General features: G+C 60.2%; 16 protein-coding genes. 6 read left to right on the forward strand and 10 right to left on the reverse strand.

Annotation, left to right across the window (positions count from 1 at the left end; all coding sequences use genetic code 11):
• Positions 1 to 36: 36 nt before the first annotated feature.
• Both J3P93_RS23285 and J3P93_RS23290 read left to right on the forward strand, forming a co-directional pair.
• Positions 37 to 1098, forward strand: coding sequence for a calcium/sodium antiporter (locus J3P93_RS23285; RefSeq protein WP_434598471.1), 1062 nt, complete (start codon positions 37 to 39; stop codon positions 1096 to 1098).
• The gene (locus tag J3P93_RS23290) at positions 1095 to 1475 is read left to right on the forward strand and encodes a carboxymuconolactone decarboxylase family protein (protein WP_434592353.1); all 381 of its coding nucleotides are present in this window, start codon (positions 1095 to 1097) and stop codon (positions 1473 to 1475) included. The genes J3P93_RS23285 and J3P93_RS23290 overlap by 4 nt, the downstream gene beginning before the upstream one ends.
• A 135-nt stretch (positions 1476 to 1610) precedes the next feature.
• On the opposite strand, the gene J3P93_RS23295 is transcribed toward J3P93_RS23290, so the two are convergent.
• The 5 genes from J3P93_RS23295 to kdgD form a co-directional block, all read right to left on the reverse strand.
• A complete protein-coding gene (locus J3P93_RS23295) occupies positions 1611 to 2552 on the reverse strand; it encodes an AEC family transporter (protein ID WP_434592355.1) in 942 nt (313 codons plus the stop codon).
• A 218-nt stretch (positions 2553 to 2770) separates the two neighbouring features.
• Positions 2771 to 4324: a galactarate dehydratase gene (garD, locus tag J3P93_RS23300; RefSeq protein ID WP_208938746.1), complete on the reverse strand. Its 1554-nt coding sequence runs from the start codon at positions 4322 to 4324 to the stop codon at positions 2771 to 2773.
• Positions 4325 to 4335: 11 nt separating this feature from the next.
• Positions 4336 to 5697 carry an MFS transporter gene (locus tag J3P93_RS23305; protein ID WP_090281757.1) on the reverse strand — a complete coding sequence of 454 codons (1362 nt, stop codon included), beginning with the start codon at positions 5695 to 5697 and terminating at the stop codon, positions 4336 to 4338.
• Between the two features lie 153 nt (positions 5698 to 5850).
• Positions 5851 to 7296, reverse strand: coding sequence for an aldehyde dehydrogenase family protein (locus tag J3P93_RS23310; RefSeq protein ID WP_434592358.1), 1446 nt, complete (start codon positions 7294 to 7296; stop codon positions 5851 to 5853).
• Positions 7297 to 7370: 74 nt separating this feature from the next.
• On the reverse strand, positions 7371 to 8282 hold the full coding sequence (kdgD, locus tag J3P93_RS23315) for a 5-dehydro-4-deoxyglucarate dehydratase (RefSeq protein WP_434592360.1): 912 nt from the start codon (positions 8280 to 8282) through the stop codon (positions 7371 to 7373).
• A gap of 378 nt (positions 8283 to 8660) precedes the next feature.
• Between kdgD and J3P93_RS23320 the strand changes: the two genes are divergently transcribed.
• Both J3P93_RS23320 and J3P93_RS23325 read left to right on the forward strand, forming a co-directional pair.
• A complete protein-coding gene (locus J3P93_RS23320; RefSeq protein WP_434592363.1) occupies positions 8661 to 8960 on the forward strand; it encodes a hypothetical protein in 300 nt (99 codons plus the stop codon).
• Between the two features lie 141 nt (positions 8961 to 9101).
• Entirely contained in the window at positions 9102 to 9455 is a 354-nt protein-coding gene (locus J3P93_RS23325) for a hypothetical protein (RefSeq protein ID WP_434592366.1), read from the forward strand.
• Between the two features lie 3 nt (positions 9456 to 9458).
• Here J3P93_RS23325 and J3P93_RS23330 read toward each other — a convergent pair whose 3' ends face one another.
• The 4 genes from J3P93_RS23330 to J3P93_RS23345 all read right to left on the reverse strand — a co-directional run bounded on the left by J3P93_RS23330 (position 9459) and on the right by J3P93_RS23345 (position 14037).
• A complete protein-coding gene (locus tag J3P93_RS23330) occupies positions 9459 to 10205 on the reverse strand; it encodes a FadR/GntR family transcriptional regulator (RefSeq protein WP_258450506.1) in 747 nt (248 codons plus the stop codon).
• Positions 10206 to 10396: 191 nt separating this feature from the next.
• Positions 10397 to 12124 (reverse strand): ABC transporter ATP-binding protein/permease, encoded by a 1728-nt coding sequence (locus J3P93_RS23335; RefSeq protein ID WP_434592369.1) that lies wholly within the window; start codon positions 12122 to 12124, stop codon positions 10397 to 10399.
• Between the two features lie 96 nt (positions 12125 to 12220).
• Positions 12221 to 12781, reverse strand: coding sequence for a response regulator transcription factor (locus J3P93_RS23340; protein ID WP_003221630.1), 561 nt, complete (start codon positions 12779 to 12781; stop codon positions 12221 to 12223).
• On the reverse strand, positions 12778 to 14037 hold the full coding sequence (locus tag J3P93_RS23345) for an ATP-binding protein (protein WP_332767943.1): 1260 nt from the start codon (positions 14035 to 14037) through the stop codon (positions 12778 to 12780). The genes J3P93_RS23340 and J3P93_RS23345 overlap by 4 nt, the downstream gene beginning before the upstream one ends.
• Before the next feature lie 258 nt (positions 14038 to 14295).
• Between J3P93_RS23345 and J3P93_RS23350 the strand changes: the two genes are divergently transcribed.
• Complete coding sequence (locus J3P93_RS23350; RefSeq protein ID WP_434592374.1) at positions 14296 to 15012, forward strand: SIMPL domain-containing protein; 717 nt, start codon at positions 14296 to 14298, stop codon at positions 15010 to 15012.
• 171 nt (positions 15013 to 15183) lie between these two features.
• Here J3P93_RS23350 and J3P93_RS23355 read toward each other — a convergent pair whose 3' ends face one another.
• Complete coding sequence (locus J3P93_RS23355; protein WP_434592377.1) at positions 15184 to 15549, reverse strand: DUF6124 family protein; 366 nt, start codon at positions 15547 to 15549, stop codon at positions 15184 to 15186.
• Between the two features lie 948 nt (positions 15550 to 16497).
• Between J3P93_RS23355 and J3P93_RS23360 the strand changes: the two genes are divergently transcribed.
• Positions 16498 to 18099 carry an ABC transporter substrate-binding protein gene (locus J3P93_RS23360; protein ID WP_434592380.1) on the forward strand — a complete coding sequence of 534 codons (1602 nt, stop codon included), beginning with the start codon at positions 16498 to 16500 and terminating at the stop codon, positions 18097 to 18099.
• Positions 18100 to 18189 lie beyond the last annotated feature (90 nt).

Consider the following 18189-nt stretch of genomic DNA (forward strand, 5'->3'; position numbering starts at 1 on the left):
ACCATTTTCGGATTAGCCGACCTCCCCCTGATCAGCCTGATCGAACTGCTCGCCGGCCTGTGCCTGCTGATCTTCGGTGCCGAACTGATGGTGCGCGCGGCGGTGCGTCTGGCGGCACGCCTGCATGTACGGCCGCTGATCATCGGCCTGACCATCGTCGCCTTCGGCAGCAGCGCACCGCAAATGGCCGTCAGCCTGCAGGCAGCGCTGGCGCACAATCCGGACATCGCGGTCGGCAGCGTAGTCGGCAGCAGCATCTTCAACATCCTCGTCACGCTCGGACTGTCGGCGCTGATCATTCCGCTGCGCGTCTCGCGGCAATTGGTGCGACTCGATATTCCGCTGATGATCGGCGCCAGCCTGCTGGTGTTTCTGCTGGCCTGGAACAAAGAGATCGGTCGCTTCGACGGCATCTTGTTGCTCGCCGCTTTGGCGCTGTACCTCGGCCTGTTGTTGCGCCAGTCGCGTCACTCGACACGGCCACACTCCGAACAACCTGACGTCGCCCAGGCGTCGTGGTTCGGCAGTTTGCTGATGATCAGCGTCGGGCTGGCGATGCTGGTCTTTGCCGGGCATCTGTTGCTGGGCGCCGCGGTTGTGGTCGCCACCGATCTGGGTTTCTCCGAACGGGTGATCGGTCTGACCGTCGTCGCGGTCGGTACTTCATTGCCAGAACTGGCTACCTCATTGATCGCCGCACTGCGCGGGCAACGCGATATCGCCGTCGGCAACGTGATCGGCGCCAACCTGTTCAACCTGCTCGGCGTGCTGGGCCTCACTGCGCTGATCGCACCGACGCCACTGTCGGTCTCGCCGAATGCGCTGGATTTCGATTTGCCGGTGATGCTCGGCGTTGCGGCGCTGTGCCTGCCGGTGTTCTATTCCGGCTATCGCGTTACCCGCGCCGAAGGTTTGCTGTTGCTCGGTTTGTATCTGGTGTACGGACTGCATGTGGTGTCGTTCACCACCGGCATGCCGTTGGCCGGCCGGCTCGAGCGACTGATGCTGTTTTACGTCTTGCCGCCGCTGTTGATGTTTTTGCTGTTCACGTCGATACGCGCCTGGCGCCGCCAACATCACAAGAAGGATATGCCATGACCGAATCGAAGCAGTCCGGAGTTGAAATCCGCCGCCAGGTAATGGGCGACGCGTTCGTTGATCGCGCGCTGGGCAACGCCACCGAGTTCACCCAGCCATTGCAGGATTTCGTCAATGAACATGCTTGGGGCGGGGTGTGGAATCGTGAAGGCTTGCCGCTGAAAACCCGCAGCCTGATCACCCTCGCCGCGCTGACCGCACTGAAGTGTCCGCAAGAATTGAAGGGCCATGTGCGCGGCGCGCTGAATAATGGCTGCACGGTGGAGGAGATTCGTGAGGCGCTGCTGCATTGTGCGGTGTATGCCGGCGTGCCGGCGGCGATCGACGCGTTTCGCGCGGCGCAGGAAGTGATTGATAGCTACCAGAAACCTGAGTGACCTCCCGGGCCTCATCGCGGGCAAGCCCGCTCCCACAGGTTTTTCGGTTGCTAATCAAATTTCATCAACAACGAGATCCCCGTGGGAGCGGGCTTGCCCGCGATGAGGCCGGAACAATCACCGAAAATCGTTCACTTAGATCCACCCACCCCACTGCAACACAAATATCCCGACATTGGTGGTAATCGCCGCCATCAACGTGGTCATCACGATAATCGCCGCCGCCAGTTCATGGTTGCCCTGCGCCGCCCGCGCCATGACGAAACTCGCCGCTGCCGTCGGACTACCGAAGTAGAGAAACAGAATCCCCAGCTCCGCCCCGCGAAAGCCCCACAACCACGCGCCCAGCGTCGCCAGCACGGGCAAGCCGACCATTTTTACCAGACTGGAACTCAGCGCCATCTTGCCGCTCTTGCGCAACGCCGCCAGCGACAGCGTGCCACCGATGCAGATCAGCGCCAGCGGTAATGTGGTCTGCGCCAGATACTGACCCGACGTCTCCAGCCAGCCTGGCAAGGCGATCTTGAAATAGGCAAACGGCGCCGCCGCGATCACGCTGATGATCAACGGATTGCTGAACACGCTTTTGCAGATGCTCCACGGATCGGACTTGATCACCGGGCTGTAGACCGCCAGGACGATGGTCGACAGGGTGTTGTAAAACAGGATCACCAGCGCCGCGAGAATCGCCCCGAGGGAAATCCCGTAGTCGCCGTACATGCTCGCCGCGAGGGCCAGACCGATCACGCCGTTGTTGCCGCGAAAGGCGCCTTGGGTGTAGATGCCGCGATCCTCACGCGGGCATTTGAAAATCGCCCAGCCCCAAGCCACGGCAAAGCTCACCAGGGTGGCGAGGGAGAAGTAGATCAGCAGAGAGGGTTGCAGCGCGGCGTGCAGGTCCGCATGCAGGATGCCGAGAAACAGCAGCGCCGGCATGGTCACGTTGAACACCAGCGACGAGGCGGTGTGGATGAAGTTGTCGTTGATCCAGTCGATGCGCTTGAGCAGCACACCGAGAAACAGCATGGCAAATACCGGCGCGGTGATGTTCAGGGTTTCGAGGAAGATTGCCAGCATGCCGGGGAGCCTTGGGTGAGCGTCGATAGGAGGCTAATAATAAGCCACTTTCACCCTGATCGTTCCCACGCTCTGCGTGGGAATGCAGCCCGGGATGCTCTGCGTCCCCAAAGCGTGACGCGGAGCGTCACATGAGGCATTCCCACGCAGAGCGTGGGAACGATCACATGCAGTTCCCTGTGGGAGCGAGCCTGCTCGCGAAGAACGATGACGCGGTTTCAGGTAATCGGCGCCGGGTTGAACAAGGTAATGTCGTTATGCAGCTTGTGCTTCTCCGCCCAGGTCTGTTGCTTGCCGCTCGCCACGTCCAGATAGTAGTGAAACAGCTCCCAACCCAACTCCTCGATGGTCGCGCGCCCGGTAGCAATGCGCCCGGCATCGATGTCGATCAGATCCGGCCAACGCTGCGCCAGTTCGGTTCGCGTCGAGACCTTGACCACCGGCGCCATCGCCAGCCCATAAGGCGTGCCGCGCCCGGTGGTGAACACATGCAGGTTCATCCCGGCCGCCAGTTGCAACGTACCGCAGACGAAATCGCTGGCCGGCGTCGCGCAGAAAATCAAACCCTTCTGTTTGAAGCGCTCGCCCGGGCCGAGTACGCCGTTGATCGCGCTGCTGCCCGACTTGACGATCGACCCCAGCGACTTCTCGACAATGTTCGACAAGCCGCCCTTCTTGTTGCCCGGCGTGGTGTTGGCACTGCGATCGGCCTCGCCCTTGGCCAGGTAACGGTCGTACCAGTCCATTTCGCGTACCAGCTCTTCAGCGACGGTTTGCGTCTGCGCCCGTGAGGTCAGCAGGTAGATCGCATCGCGGACTTCGGTGACTTCGGAAAACATCACCGTCGCCCCGGCACGCAGCAGCAAATCCGAGGCAAACCCCAGCGCCGGGTTGGCGGTGATGCCGGAGAAGGCGTCGCTGCCGCCACACTGCATACCCAAAATCAGCTCGGACGCCGGCACGGTTTCGCGGCGGCGCTGGTCGAGTTTCTTCAGGCGCACTTCGGCCAGTTCCATGATCTGCTCGATCATCTCGGTAAAACCGTGACTGGAATCCTGCAAGCGATACAACCATGGATCGCTGAGATCGACCGAGGCATCGTCCTCGTGCATCACCTGCCCGGCCTGCAATTTCTCGCAGCCCAGGCTGATCACCAGCGCCTCGCCACCCAGGTTCGGGTTGCGTGCCAGATTGCGCACGGTGCGGATCGGAATGTAGGCGTCGGTGGCGGTGATCGCCACGCCGCAGCCGTAGCTGTGGGTCAGTGCCACCACGTCATCGACGTTCGGGTACTTGGGCAGCAGCTCTTCCTTGATCCTTTTCACCGCATGATCGAGCACGCCGGTCACGCACTGCACGGTGGTGGTGATGCCGAGAATGTTGCGCGTGCCGACGGTGCCGTCGGCGTTGCGATAACCCTCGAAGGTAAAGCCTTCCAGCGGCGCCTGCGCGTCCGGCACGTCGGTGGACAGCGGCAGGCTGTCCAGCGGCGGCGCGGTCGGCATGCGCAGTTGATCTTCCTTGACCCAACTGCCGCGACGGATCGGCTGCAAGGCGTAACCGATGATCTGCCCGTAGCGAATCACCGCGCCGCCCTCGGGAATATCTTCCAGGGTGACCTTGTGGCTCTGCGGAACAAAGTCCACCGTCACCAGGCCATCGGCAAACTCGGTGCCGGCCGGTACGCCCTGGTCGTTGACCACCACTACAACGTTGTCCCGCTCGTGCAGGCGGATGTAGCGCGGCGAGTCGGAATGTTCAATCAACTGCATGACGCCGCTCCTCAGGAATGCGCTTGAGACAAATTGCCGGTGGCTTCATTACCGCCCTTGGCAGGCGGCTCTTTGAGGACCACGCGCTTGATCGGGCCGACGATCACCAGATAGCTGAACACTGCGACCAGTGCGTTGGCACCCACAAACACCAGCGCCCATTTGAACGAACCGGTAGAGCTGATGATGTAGCCAATCACGATCGGTGTGGTGATCGAGGCGATGTTGCCAAACGTGTTGAACAGGCCGCCACTCAAACCGGCGATCTGCTTCGGCGAGGTGTCGGACACCACCGCCCAGCCCAGTGCGCCCACGCCTTTGCCGAAGAATGCCAGGGCCATGAAGCCAACGACCATCCATTCCACTTCGACATAGTTGCACGCCACGATGCTGCTCGACACCAGCAGACCGGCAATGATCGGTGCCTTGCGGGCGAAGGTCAGCGAATGGCCTTTGCGCAGCAGGTAATCGGAAATCACCCCGCCGAGCACACCACCGATGAAGCCGCAGATCGCCGGCAACGAAGCGATGAAACCAGCCTTGAGAATGGTCATGCCACGCTCTTGCACCAGATACACCGGGAACCAGGTCAGGAAGAAATACGTGATGCCGTTGATGCAGTACTGGCCCAGATACACGCCGAGCATCATGCGGTTGGTCAGCAACTGACGGATGTAGTCCCACTTCGGACCGTCGGCCTTCTTGCCCTTCTGGTCCATGTCGACCATGCCGCCGTTGTCGGCGATATGCTTGAACTCGGCGTCATTGATGCGTGGATGCTCGCGCGGGCTGTAGATCACTTTCAGCCAGACCAGCGAGAACACGATGCCGAGGATACCCATGACGATGAACACGTGCTCCCAGCCGAAGCTGTAGACGATCCAGCCCATCAGCGGCGCGAACAACACGGTGGCGAAGTACTGCGCCGAGTTGAAGATCGCCGAGGCGGTGCCGCGTTCAGCGGTCGGGAACCACGCAGCGACAATGCGCGCGTTGCCAGGGAACGATGGTGCTTCGGCCAGGCCCACGAGGAAGCGCAGCATGAACAGCGCAACCACCGCGGTGGACATGCCGAATTCACCGACAAAGCCTTGCAGCACGGTAAACAGCGACCAGGTGAAAATGCTCAGGGCATAAACTTTTTTCGAGCCGAAGCGATCGAGCAGCCAGCCACCGGGAATTTGCCCGGCCACGTAGGCCCAACCGAATGCGGAGAAGATATAGCCGAGGGTGACGGCATCGATGCCCAGATCCTTTTGCAGGCTGGAGCCGGCAATGGCGATCGTGGCACGGTCGGCGTAGTTGATCGTGGTCACCAGAAACAGCATGAGCAAGATCAAATAGCGGACGTGAGTCGGCTTGGACGATTGCATGTAGATGTACTCCCACTGATTATTTTTATGCGGGTAAAACATTCTTTGGTCTTTGTGGGAGCTGGCTTGCCAGCGATGGCATCAGCGCGGCGTGCCTGAAGCACCGCGTTGCCCGAATCGCTGGCAAGCCAGCTCCCACAGGTATTGCACGTATCAGGAACCGATGTAGGCAGTCTTCACGACCGTGTAGAACTCTTGCGCATAGCGCCCCTGCTCGCGCGAGCCGTAGGACGAGCCTTTACGGCCACCGAACGGTACGTGGTAATCGACACCGGCGGTCGGCAGGTTGACCATCACCATCCCGGCCTGGGAGTGGCGCTTGAAGTGGTTGGCGTACTTCAACGAAGTGGTGGCGATGCCGGCCGACAGACCGAATTCGGTGTCGTTGGCCATCGCCAATGCTGCTTCGTAGTCCGCCACGCGCACGACGTTGGCCACCGGGCCGAAGATCTCTTCGCGGCTGATGCGCATCGACGCTTCGCTGTCGGCAAACAGGGTTGGCGCGAGGAAGTAACCCTCGGTATCGCAGGTCACCACACCACCGCCGCTGACCAGACGTGCACCTTCGGACTGGCCGATGTCGATGTACTTCATGTCCTGTTCGAGCTGCGCCTGGGACACCACCGGACCAATGTCGGTGCCGGCTTTCAGCGCGTGGCCGACCTTGATCGACTTCATGCGCTCGGCCATGGCCTCGACGAATTTGTCATGGATGCCGGCAGTCACGATCAGACGGCTCGACGCCGTGCAGCGCTGACCGGTGGAGTAGAAGGCGCTCTGCACCGACAGCTCGACCGCTTGCTTGAGGTCGGCGTCGTCGAGAATGATCTGCGGGTTCTTGCCGCCCATTTCCAGCTGAACCTTGGCCTGGCGCGCAACGCAGTTGACCGCGATCTGGCGACCAACGCCCACCGAACCGGTGAAGCTGATGCCGTCGACTTTCGGGCTGTTGACCAACGCCTCGCCAACCACGCGACCGCTGCCCATCACCAGGTTGAACACACCGGCCGGGAAGCCTGCGCGGGAGATGATTTCCGCCAACGCCCAGGCGCAGCCCGGTACCAGATCGGCAGGCTTGAGCACGACGCAGTTGCCGTAGGCCAGGGCCGGAGCAATCTTCCACGCCGGGATGGCAATCGGGAAGTTCCACGGGGTGATCAGACCGACCACGCCCAGCGCTTCGCGGGTGACTTCAACGTTGACGCCCGGACGCACCGACGGCACGTAGTCGCCCGACAGGCGCAGGCATTCACCGGCGAAAAACTTGAAGATGTTGCCGGCGCGGGTCACTTCGCCGATGGCTTCCGGCAAGGTTTTGCCTTCTTCGCGAGCCAACAGCGTGCCGAGCTCTTCGCGACGGGCGAGGATTTCGGTGCCGACCTTGTCCAGCGAATCGTGACGGGCCTGAATGCCCGAAGTGGAATACGCCGGGAATGCTGCGCGGGCGGCGTCGATGGCAGCGTTGACCTGATTCAGGTCAGCCTTGGCGTAGTCGCCGATGGTGTCGCTCAATTCGGACGGGTTGATGTTGGCCGAGTAATCGGCACCGGCAACCCACTCGCCGTTGATGTAGTTGTCGTAGCGTTTTGCTGTTGTCACAGGGCAGCCCTCAACTCTAAAAGCCTTTACGCAAAAAGCCGCTGATTGCTCAGCGGCCTCGCTTTACTCGGGTATTACTGCGCGCCTTGCTTGTCGATCAGCGCGGCGAGCATGTCGTACTCTTCGCCGGTCAGGTCGGTCAGCGGCGCACGCACCGGACCTGCGTCATAGCCGGCGATTTTTGCACCTGCCTTGACGATGCTCACGGCGTAACCGGCCTTGCGGTTGCGGATGTCCAGGTACGGCAGGAAGAAGTCGTCGATGATCTTGCCGACGGTCGCGTGATCTTCACGAGCGATCGCGTGGTAGAAGTCCATCGCGGTTTTCGGGATGAAGTTGAACACCGCCGAGGAGTACACCGGCACGCCCAGTGCCTTGTAGGCCGCGGCGTAGACTTCGGCGGTCGGCAGACCACCCAGGTAGCTGAAGCGATCACCGAGGCGGCGACGGATCGATACCATCAACTCGATATCACCCAGGCCATCCTTGTAACCGATCAGGTTCGGGCAGCGCTCGGCCAGACGTTCCAGCAGCGGCGCGTTGAGGCGGCAAACGTTGCGGTTGTAGACGACCACGCCGATTTTCACCGAATTACACACGGCTTCAACGTGAGCGGCAACGCCGTCCTGGCTCGCTTCGGTCAGGTAGTGCGGCAGCAGCAACAGGCCTTTGGCGCCCAGACGCTCGGCTTCCTGAGCGTATTCGATGGCCTGACGGGTCGAACCGCCCACACCGGCGAGGATTGGCACGCTGGTCGCGCAGGTGTCGACGGCAGTCTTGATGATTTCCGAGTATTCGCTGGCCGCCAGGGAGAAGAACTCACCGGTGCCGCCCGCTGCGAACAGGGCCGAAGCGCCATACGGAGCCAGCCATTCCAGGCGTTTGATATAGCCCGCGCGGTTGAAATCGCCTTGCGCGTTGAAATCGGTCACCGGGAACGACAGCAGGCCGGCAGAGAGGATGGACTTCAGTTCTTGTGGATTCATTATTCGAACACCCTGGTAGCAACGTTTTATTGTGAGTGGACCGTTCAGCCTTGGCTGAAGTTGTAGGTCATCGTACAACTTAAAAGACAACCGTCAACTGCATTTCATCGTTGTCGGCACTTTTTTGTCGGACAATATTGGCTCGAGTACTGGCAAAAATCGCTGCAAAGCCCGTCTTTGCGGCTTCCGTTCACGGAAATATCTGGTCTGGATTCGTTTAATTCATTGAGGGCGAGCGGCTCGTAAAGTAGGTCGACTGCCACGAAGGATCGTGGCGGACCATTCAAAGGAAGCCGTTATGTCGATGCATTTTGCTGCCCCTACCTTTCTCATGCCGCCCCCGCTCAGGATGACTGCGTCACGCTTCAGCTCTCGCAATTGCCGGACATTCTCGCTGTACAAGTACCGGACTCCAGCGATTTCGCCGCGAACTGGACCGTCTACGCGATCCTCGGCAGCGATGGTGAAGAGCCGGAATGGGAAGGTGATGAAGTGGACACGGGCGCCTGGGACGACGCCGAGGATGAAATGGAAAAGCTGTTCGACATCGAAGCGCAACTGCCGAAAGAAGCGCTGCAACCGTACCTTGGCCGCGAGGTGGAGCTGCGCTACAAGTTTCGCGATGAGTCGAGTATGGAGCCGTATTCGCAGGCGTTGAGGTTGCGGATCGAGGCGTGATGGACTGTGCGTTTGACGTTTTGACCGTTGGTCGGGACTGGTATTTCTTACAGGTGCGACTCCAGGTTCAGCGGTCCTTTAATGAATACGCGGGACAAGCACTCTATTAAGCCGACTGATACTGACAAAAGGACCTTGAACATGACAAATGCAACGCTTCCCCCTCTACCTGCACCGAAACTCACAGAAGCGTCAAACGGCACCCTTTCCGTGAGCACAATCAAAGACCCGACCGAAGCGGTGGTACCTCTATATGCTGAAGCCTCGGCAGGAGACCAAGTGAAACTGATGCTTGTCATCGGCGATAAGCAATGGGATTACGTGAAAGCTCTGACTTACGCCGATCTGGGCAAGGACATCCCTTTCGCAATTGAGAAGGCTCATTTTGAAAAAGGTCTAAGTGCAGCAGCCGATGCCCGATTGCGTTACAGCGTATCGAAGCAAGGTCAAGTTCCCGCAATGTCTGAAGAACTCAAAGTCGCCATAGTGCGTTGAGCACTAACCCTGCGCCTGCGCTTCTTCATGAGCCTGGCGCAGTCGTTCGCGGCTGTTGGTCAAGTGCAACCGCATCGCCGCGCGGGCAGCATCGGAATCCTGACGGGCAATCGCGTCGTAGATTTCCTCGTGCTCACGGCTCAAGCGCCCCATGTAGTGCTGTTGATCATCGTGAGCCAGACGCGCCGAGTTCAACCGCGTACGCGGAATGATGCTGGTACCCAGGTGAGTCATGATGTCGGTGAAGTAGCGGTTGCCGGTGGACAGCGCGATTTCCAGGTGGAAGGCAAAGTCTGACGACACGGCATCACTGGCGTGGGACGCGCTTTCGTTCAACGCATCAAGGGCGGCGCGCATGGTTGCCAGTTGCTCGGGGCTGCGGCGTTGCGCGGCGAGGCCGGCGGATTCGACTTCGAGGCTGATGCGCAATTCGAGAATCGCCAGGACGTCACGCAGGGTGACGACGGTCGCCGGGTCGATACGGAAACCACTCGGGCTCGGCGTGTCGAGGACGAAGGTGCCGATGCCATGGCGGGTTTCCACCTGACCTGCGGCCTGCAGACGGGAAATCGCTTCACGCACTACGGTGCGGCTGACGCCATGGGCTTCCATGATCGCCGACTCGGTGGGCAACTTGTCGCCACGCTTGAGCAGACCGTCACGGATCTGCTCGCTCAGCACCGTCACCAGTTCCTGAGCCAGACTGCGGCGCTTGCGCGGTAGGCGCGGGGTGTCCATCAGCTTTTCCATGGTCTGCATCTTGTCTCGAAAGTTCGGCTTGCGGCCATCATAGCTCAAGCGGGTTGTACGATCACTTTCCGTTTCCACACAAATCCTGTGGGAGCTGGCTTGCCAGCGATGAGGCCATACCAAGCGACATAGATGTCGTCTGTTCCGCCGCCATCGCTGGCAAGCCAGCTCCCACAGGGGTATCGCATTATTCAGGCAGTTACGGGTTGCTCGACCAAATGCCCGCTGTCGATCCGCACATGCCGAGGATGGAAGCGTTTCAGACTGCTGCGATGGCCGACGCTGACGATACTCAACCCCGGGATCTGATCGATCAGCGCCTGGTACAGCGTCGCTTCGTCTTCCTCATCCATCGCCGAGGTCGCTTCGTCCATGTACAGCCATTGCGGTGCATAAAGCAGCGCGCGGGCGAAGGCCAGACGTTGCTGTTCGCCTGGTGAAAGCATGCGTTGCCAGTGATTGGCTTCGTCCAGCCGTGCAACCAGATGCGGCAGGCGACAGGTTTCCAGCACTTGGGCATAACGCTCTGTTGCATACGCGTCGCCCGGTTGTGGATAACTCAGCGCTTCACGCAAGGTGCCGATCGGCAGGTACGGTTTCTGCGGCAGGAACAGATAACGCGCCGCTGGCAGGCGAATGTTGCCATGCCCCGCCGGCCACAAGTGCCCCATCGCCCGCAGCAACGTCGACTTGCCGCTGCCGGAACGCCCGCTAAGCATGACTCGCTCGCCCGGTTCCACGGTCATGTCGGCACTGGTCAACAGATGACGGCCATCAGCCAGATCCAGCCCCAGGTTGTGCACCTTCAATTCACTGCCCTGATTCTGCACATCAATGGCTGGCGCCCGCTCCTCGTTGTCGCTCATGGCCTGACGGAAGCTCAGCAGACGATCACAGGTCGCACGCCACGCGGCCAGATCCGCGTAGGCAGTGATGAACCAGCTGAAGTTCTCCTGCACGTTGCCGAACGCCGAGTTGATTTGCATCAGCTCGCCCAGTTCGATCTTGCCGGACAGGTAGCGCGGCGCCGCGACGATAAACGGGAAAATAATTGCGATCTGGCCGTAGCCGGAGGTGAAGAACGTCAGACGCTTGGACACGCGCATGATGTCCCAGAAGTTGTGCCAGACCAGGCCGAAACGGCTGCTCAAACGGCGATTTTCATTCGGCTCGCCGTTGTACAGCGCAATACTTTCGGCGTTTTCCCGCACCCGCACCATGGAGAAACGCAGGTCGGCCTCGAAGCGTTGCTGCTGGTTGTTCAAACCGATCAAGCGGCGACCGATCAGGTGCGTCAGCCAACTGCCGACGGCCGCATAGAGCAGCGCACACCAGAACATGTAGCCGGGAATCTCGATACCAAAGACTTCGATACTGCCCGACACGCCCCACAAAATGATCGAGAACGACACCAGACTGACGATCGTGCGCAGCAGCCCGAGGCCCAGGCTCAAGGTATTGGCGGTGTAAGTGTTGAGGTCTTCGGAAATTCGCTGGTCGGGGTTATCGGTGTAACCGCCCTGCTCCAGTTGGTAATAGTTCTTGTGGTCGAGCCAGCGCTTGAAGTGCTTTTCGGTCAGCCACGCCCGCCAGCGGATGGTCAGCATCTGCGTCAGGTACAGGCGATACACCGCGCCAAGAATCGCCACCGCAGCGATACCGCAGAAATACAGGATCAACTGCCAGAACGCCGCCTCGTCCTTCTTCTGCAAGGCGTTGTAGAAGTCCTTGTACCAACTGTTGATCCACACCGAAATTGCCACGCTGAACAACGTCAGCGCGATCACGGCAATCAGCAACGTCCAGGCCTTGCCCTTCTCTTCGCTGCGCCAGTAAGGCGTGGTCATCGCCCAGACTTTGCGAAAAAACTGCCCGCGCACAGCATCGTTGACCGCGGAATATTCGGCGTTCTGATTCATGGATAAGGCTCGATAAAGATAAGAACAGACACGCACCGATCATAGATGATCGGTGCGTTTTATCGCGAGGGCTGGCGATAGTCGTTCAGCGCAGGTTCAGCGACGAACCGGACGCTTCTGCAGTTTGCGCTGCAGGGTGCGGCGATGCATGCCCAAGGCGCGGGCAGTGGCGGAGATATTGCCTTCGTGTTCGGTGAGCACGCGCTGGATGTGTTCCCACTGCAAGCGGTCGACCGACATCGGGTTTTCCGGCACCAGACTGTCGAGGTCGGCGTGCTCGGAAAGCAGCGCGGCCAGCACGTCATCGGCATCGGCGGGTTTGCACAGGTAGTTGCAGGCGCCGCGTTTGATCGCTTCGACCGCAGTGGCAATGCTCGAATAACCGGTGAGGATCACCACGCGCATTTCCGGGTCCAGCTCCAGCAGCTTGGGCAGCAGGACCAGACCGGAGTCGCCGTCCATTTTCAGGTCGAGCGCGGCGTAATCCGGCAGATCGGCCTGGGCGATGGTCAGTCCTTCTTCGGCGGAACCGGCGGTGCTGACGCGAAAGCCACGGCGGGCCATGGCGCGCGCCATCACGCGGGTGAAGGTCGCGTCGTCATCGACCAGCAGCAAATGCGGCAGTTCTTCGCCTTCGACTTGGATTTCGTCACTCATGTTAGGTCTCCTCGGGCGCCGTGGGGCAGGCGCAGCTCGGTGAGCGTGCCGCCTTCCTCATGACTATAGAGTTTCACTGAGCCGCCGGCGCGTGTCACGCTGGCCTTGCTCAAAAACAGGCCCAGGCCGAAACCTTTGCCCTTGGTGGTAAAAAACGGTTTGCCGATCTGCTCGGCAATGGCCAGCGGCACACCGGCGCCGTGGTCGCGAATGCTGATGGTCAGCGTCTCGGCATCCCAATCGAGAGTGACCTGGAGGTTTTCCGGGCAAGCGTCGGCGGCATTGTTCAGCAGATTAAGCAGCGCCTGGGTCAGATCCGGCGGCGGCGCCATGCGCGGCACACTGCCCTGGCCAAGACGCTGGAAGCGATAACTGGCCTCCGGGCGCATCAAGTGCCAACGGTTCAGCGCTTCGTCGAGCCAGTCGGTAACGTCCTGCATCTCCACCGCCAGACGCCGGTTGGCCTCGGCGGCACGTACCAGTTGCTGCAAGGTTTCCTTGCACAGCTTGACCTGATCCTGCAGCACCTTCAGATCGTCCTGCAACATCGGATCGGGATGGTCCTGCTGCATTTCCTTGAGCAAAACACTCATGGTCGCCAGCGGCGTGCCAAGTTCATGGGCAGCCCCTGCGGCCTGAGTGGCGACCGCGAGCAATTGCTGATCGCGCAGGCCTTCTTCACGGCGAATCGCGCGCAATTCTTCTTGCCGACGCAGCTCTTCAGCCATGCGCGCGGCAAAGAAGGTAATTACCGCAGCCGCCAATGCAAAGCTCAGCCACATGCCGTAGATCTGCAGGTTCTCGCGGGCCACCGGCAAGGTTTCCAGTGGATAGAAACGCGTCAGCATCACCGTGTACAGCGCCAGCGCAATGCCGGACAGGATCACCGAATAGCGCCACGGCAGCGTCACCGCCGCGATGGTCAGCGGCACCAGATAATAGGAAACGAACGGGTTGGTCGAGCCGCCGGAGAAATACAGCAGCGCACTGTGGATCACCAGATCGCAGGCCAGTTGCAGCGCATATTCAAGCTCAGTCACCGGCCACGATGTGCGCAGGCGCACGGCGGTGAACACGCAGAGCAGAATCGAACAGCCGAGGGTCATCGCCAGTTGCACCCACGGCAACGGCAATAGCTCCAGCCAGTAGGCCAGGCCCACGGAACCGGCCTGCGCGGCGAGCACCAGGGTGCGGATGAAAGTCAGCCGCCAGAGGTTCTGGCGAGTGGCGGAAGTCAGTTGTACGGGGGCGAGCATGAGCTCTCCTGATGAGCGCTCCAGGCGGATCGCACGGAGTATAACCAAGGCGCGGGCGTGAGAGGCGAAAGTGCGGCAAACGACCACAGGAAGGGAGCTGCAAGTTGCTAGCTTCAAGCGGCAAGCAAGATCAAAAGCGCCGCAGTTCTTGCTCTTGCTTTTACTTGCAGCTTGAAGCTTGCAACTTGCAGCTGCTTTCTGGAGTCTGATGGTTCACGCAGGCTCGAACCAACACCTGCGCCCCCTCAAGGAGCTTTCATGCACACAGTTCGCCGCAGCGCCGCCCTTCTCGCCCTGACCGTCGGCAGCATCGCCAGCCTTCCGGCCCTGGCCGCCGATGAGCTGCATTACAACCAGATTTCCCTGCGCGCCGAAGTCAGCCAGGAAGTGGCCCGCGATCAGATGATCGTGACGCTCTACACCGAAGACCAGAACACCGACCCGGCCAAACTCGCCGCCGCCATCAGCACCACGATGAACAAGGCAACGGCCCAGGCCAAGCAAGTCAAGGACGTCACCTTGCGCACGGGCAGCCGCAACAGCTACCCGATCTACGACACCAAGGGCCAGAAAATCACTGGCTGGCGCGAACGCGCCGAACTGCGCCTGGAAAGCACCGACTTCGCCGCCCTGTCGAAACTCACCGGCGAATTGCTCACCGACCTGAAAATGGGCGGCATGGACTTCGCCATCGCCGACCCGACCCGCAAGGCCAGCGAAGACCAGTTGCTCAAAGAAGCCGTCACCGCCTTCAAGGCCCGCGCACAACTGGCCACCGACGCCCTGGGCGGCAAAGGCTACAAAATCGTCAACCTGAACCTCAACAGCAACGGTTATCCACAACCGTACCTGCGCGCCCCGATGATGATGAAAGCCGCCGCCATGGATTCAGCACCGGTAACCCCAGAAGTCGAAGCCGGCACCAGCCAGGTCAGCATGACCGCCGATGGCTCGATTGAAGTGTTGATGCAGTAAATTGAAGCGAGCTGAATGCAAAACCGCCGATCGGTGAATGATCGGCGGTTTTTTTATGCCGGGGATTTGTGGTGAATGTTCCGCCGCTTTCGCGAGCAGGCTCGCTCCCACAGTTTGAAATGCATTCCACCTGTGGGAGCGAGCCTGCTCGCGAAGAACGATGACGCGCTCTCAAGCCTGCGGATCAACCCGATCCAGCGCCCGATTCACCGCCAGCTCCGCCAACATGATGATCTGCTGAATCGCCAGCGCCGTATTGCGCTCGGGCCGGCCTAGTTGATCGGCAAAGTTTCCGGCAAGGGTATTCGCCGAAGCCAGGGATTCGCAGGCGTGAGCCAGCAGGCTCTCAGTGTCGATGTCGGGCTGGATCAAAAACATCGTGCTCGGTGGATGCGGTTTGCTGGGTGGAGGGCAGAGATAGAAATCGAGGGCACGCTTTATGGCTTCGCGGTTCTTGATTTGATCGTCGGCGCGGACGGCGTCTTCGAGAGGGGTTGTGGGTTCAAGGGGTGGGTCGGGGACAATTTTATCTTTCATACAAATCTGCTCGTAATTCGAGCCGCCCTTAGCCATTTCTCACGTGGCGAAGGGTGGCAGCTATGTGCGGAGTGAGAAACCGGTGAGCAGAAAACCGGCCAGACCGAGGTCTGCCCGCACACAGCCGCCATAAGGCATTGCGACAACTGATAAGCCGGCCGCAATTATGGTCTTACTGGTGCCAGTTTCAAGCTCAGCGGGTTCTCACACCCGATCACTGAACATTCAGCGACACCCAGAGCCTAGAGAGCGAGCGTCCGACGGACAACCTGAAAACCTTGTGGGAAGGTTCTGGTTATCTGACACAGCTTTAAACAGCCAAAAGCCATCCCTCACCCTAGCCCTCTCCCGGAGGGAGAGGGGACTGACCGCGGTGGATGCGAAAGCCACTCCGACCTGAAATACCGAGTCGAACTCAGGTTTTGAACGGCCCACGAATCGGCTCCCTCTCCTCGGGGAGAGGGCTGGGGTGAGGGGCGAACCCACCGAAAATCTCAAGCCGTGCGGCGCTTCTCACCACTCAACAATGAGCGTTGGCTCGAGTGCTCTTGATCTTGATCTTGCCTAACCAGCGACATCGGAAGGCTGAGCGGAGGGATCGATCCGGGCGTGGGAGCGCAGCGACCGTCTGGCGCAGCCAGACACAGCGGAAGTAGGTGCAGCGCAGCAAACCGTAGCCGCTGCGCCCGGATCGATCCCGGAGCGAAGGGACCCGAGCCTGCGAGGGCCGTACGTAGGAGCAAGCCTTTTGGTTCCTTTTTGGCGTCTGAAAAAGGGACTCGCCGTAGGGGCGAAACCGCCAGCCGCAGCACCCGAAGCAACGGATATACCCCCAAACCAAGCCTCTATATGCCGAGATAGACACCCCGACACGAAAAACGATATTTCCGAAGCCCCGCAAATCCCCGCTACCCTGAAATCATAACCAGCAAATTCCCCGGGGACTCCATGCCAAGATTCACCCTCAAACCACTATTGATCACCCTCGCACTAACGGCCATAGCCCCGATCACACACGCCGCCACCACCCTGGTCTACTGCTCCGAGGCCAGCCCCGCCGGCTTCGACCCGAGCCAATACACCAGCGGCACCGACTTCGACGCCTCCGCCGAAACCGTCTTCAACCGCCTCACCCAATTCCAGCGCGGCGGCACCGACATCGAACCTGGCCTTGCGACAAAATGGGATGTTTCCAGCGACGGCCTGCAATACGCCTTCCACCTGCGCGAAGGTGTGAAATTCCACAGCACCGACTACTTCACCCCGACCCGCGACTTCAACGCCGACGACGTCCTGTTCACCTTCCAGCGCCTGCTCGACCCGGATAACGCCTTCCGCAAGGCCTACCCCGCCGAGTCCCCGTACTTCACCGACATGGGCCTGAACACCACGATCAAATCGGTGGAGAAAATCGACGAGCACAGCGTGCGCTTCAACCTCAACAACGTCGACGCCGCCTTCGTGCAGAACCTCGCCATGAGCTTCGCCTCGGTGCAATCGGCCGAATACGCCGCGCAGCTGTTGAAGCAAGGCAAAGCCGCCGACCTCAACCAGAAGCCCATCGGCACCGGCCCTTTCGTGTTCAAGCGCTACCAGAAGGATTCGCAGATCCGCTACGTCGCGAACAAGGCCTACTGGAAACCCGAAGACGTCAAAATCGATAACCTGATCTTCTCGATCACCCCGGACGCTGCCGTACGCCTGCAGAAACTCAAGGCCGGTGAATGCCAGGTCAGCGGCTACCCGCGCCCGGCCGATATCGAAGTGATGGAAAAAGACCCGAACCTGCGCGTGCTCAAGCAGCCCGGTTTCAACCTCGGTTTCCTCGCCTACAACACCACTCACCCACCACTGGACCAGCTCAAGGTGCGTCAGGCGCTGGACATGGCCATCGACAAGCCGGCCATCATCAAGGCCGTTTACCAAAGTGCCGGTCAACTGGCACAAAACGCCTTGCCGCCCGCGCAATGGTCCTACGATCCGAACATCAAGGACGCGCCATACGACCCGGAGAAAGCCCGGGTGCTACTGAAGGAAGCAGGGGTTGCGCCGGGTACAACCATCAACCTCTGGGCGATGACAGTGCAGCGTGCATCGAACCCGAATGCACGCATGTCGGCGCAGATGATCCAGCAGGACTGGGCAAAAATCGGCATCAAAGCCAACATCGTCAGCTACGAGTGGGGCGAGTACATCAAGCGCGCAAAAAATGGCGAGCACGACGCCATGATCTACGGCTGGACCGGCGACAACGGTGACCCGGACAACTGGCTCGGCGTGCTTTACAGCTGCGCGGCGGTCAAGGGCAGCAACTATGCCAAATGGTGCGACCCGGCCTACGACAAGTTCGTTCAGCAAGCCAAAGTGGCTACCGATAAAGCGCAACGGATAAAGCTGTATCAACAGGCGCAACTGATCCTTAAACAACAAGTGCCGATCACGCCGATTGCCAACTCCACGGTGTTTCAGCCGCTGCGCAAGGAAGTCACTGATTTCCGCATCAGCCCGTTCGGTCTCACCCCCTTCTATGGCGTGGGTATAAATAGGTAACACCGAGCCCCAACGCAGCGCGCACAACGTGACTGGCGCACTGTTTTGGGGCTCGATTTGCACCGTAAAAACCACCCGCAAACGGTCAAA

The sequence above is a fragment of the Pseudomonas sp. R3-57 genome, assembly GCF_051132065.1.
In the GTDB taxonomy this organism is placed as follows: domain Bacteria; phylum Pseudomonadota; class Gammaproteobacteria; order Pseudomonadales; family Pseudomonadaceae; genus Aquipseudomonas.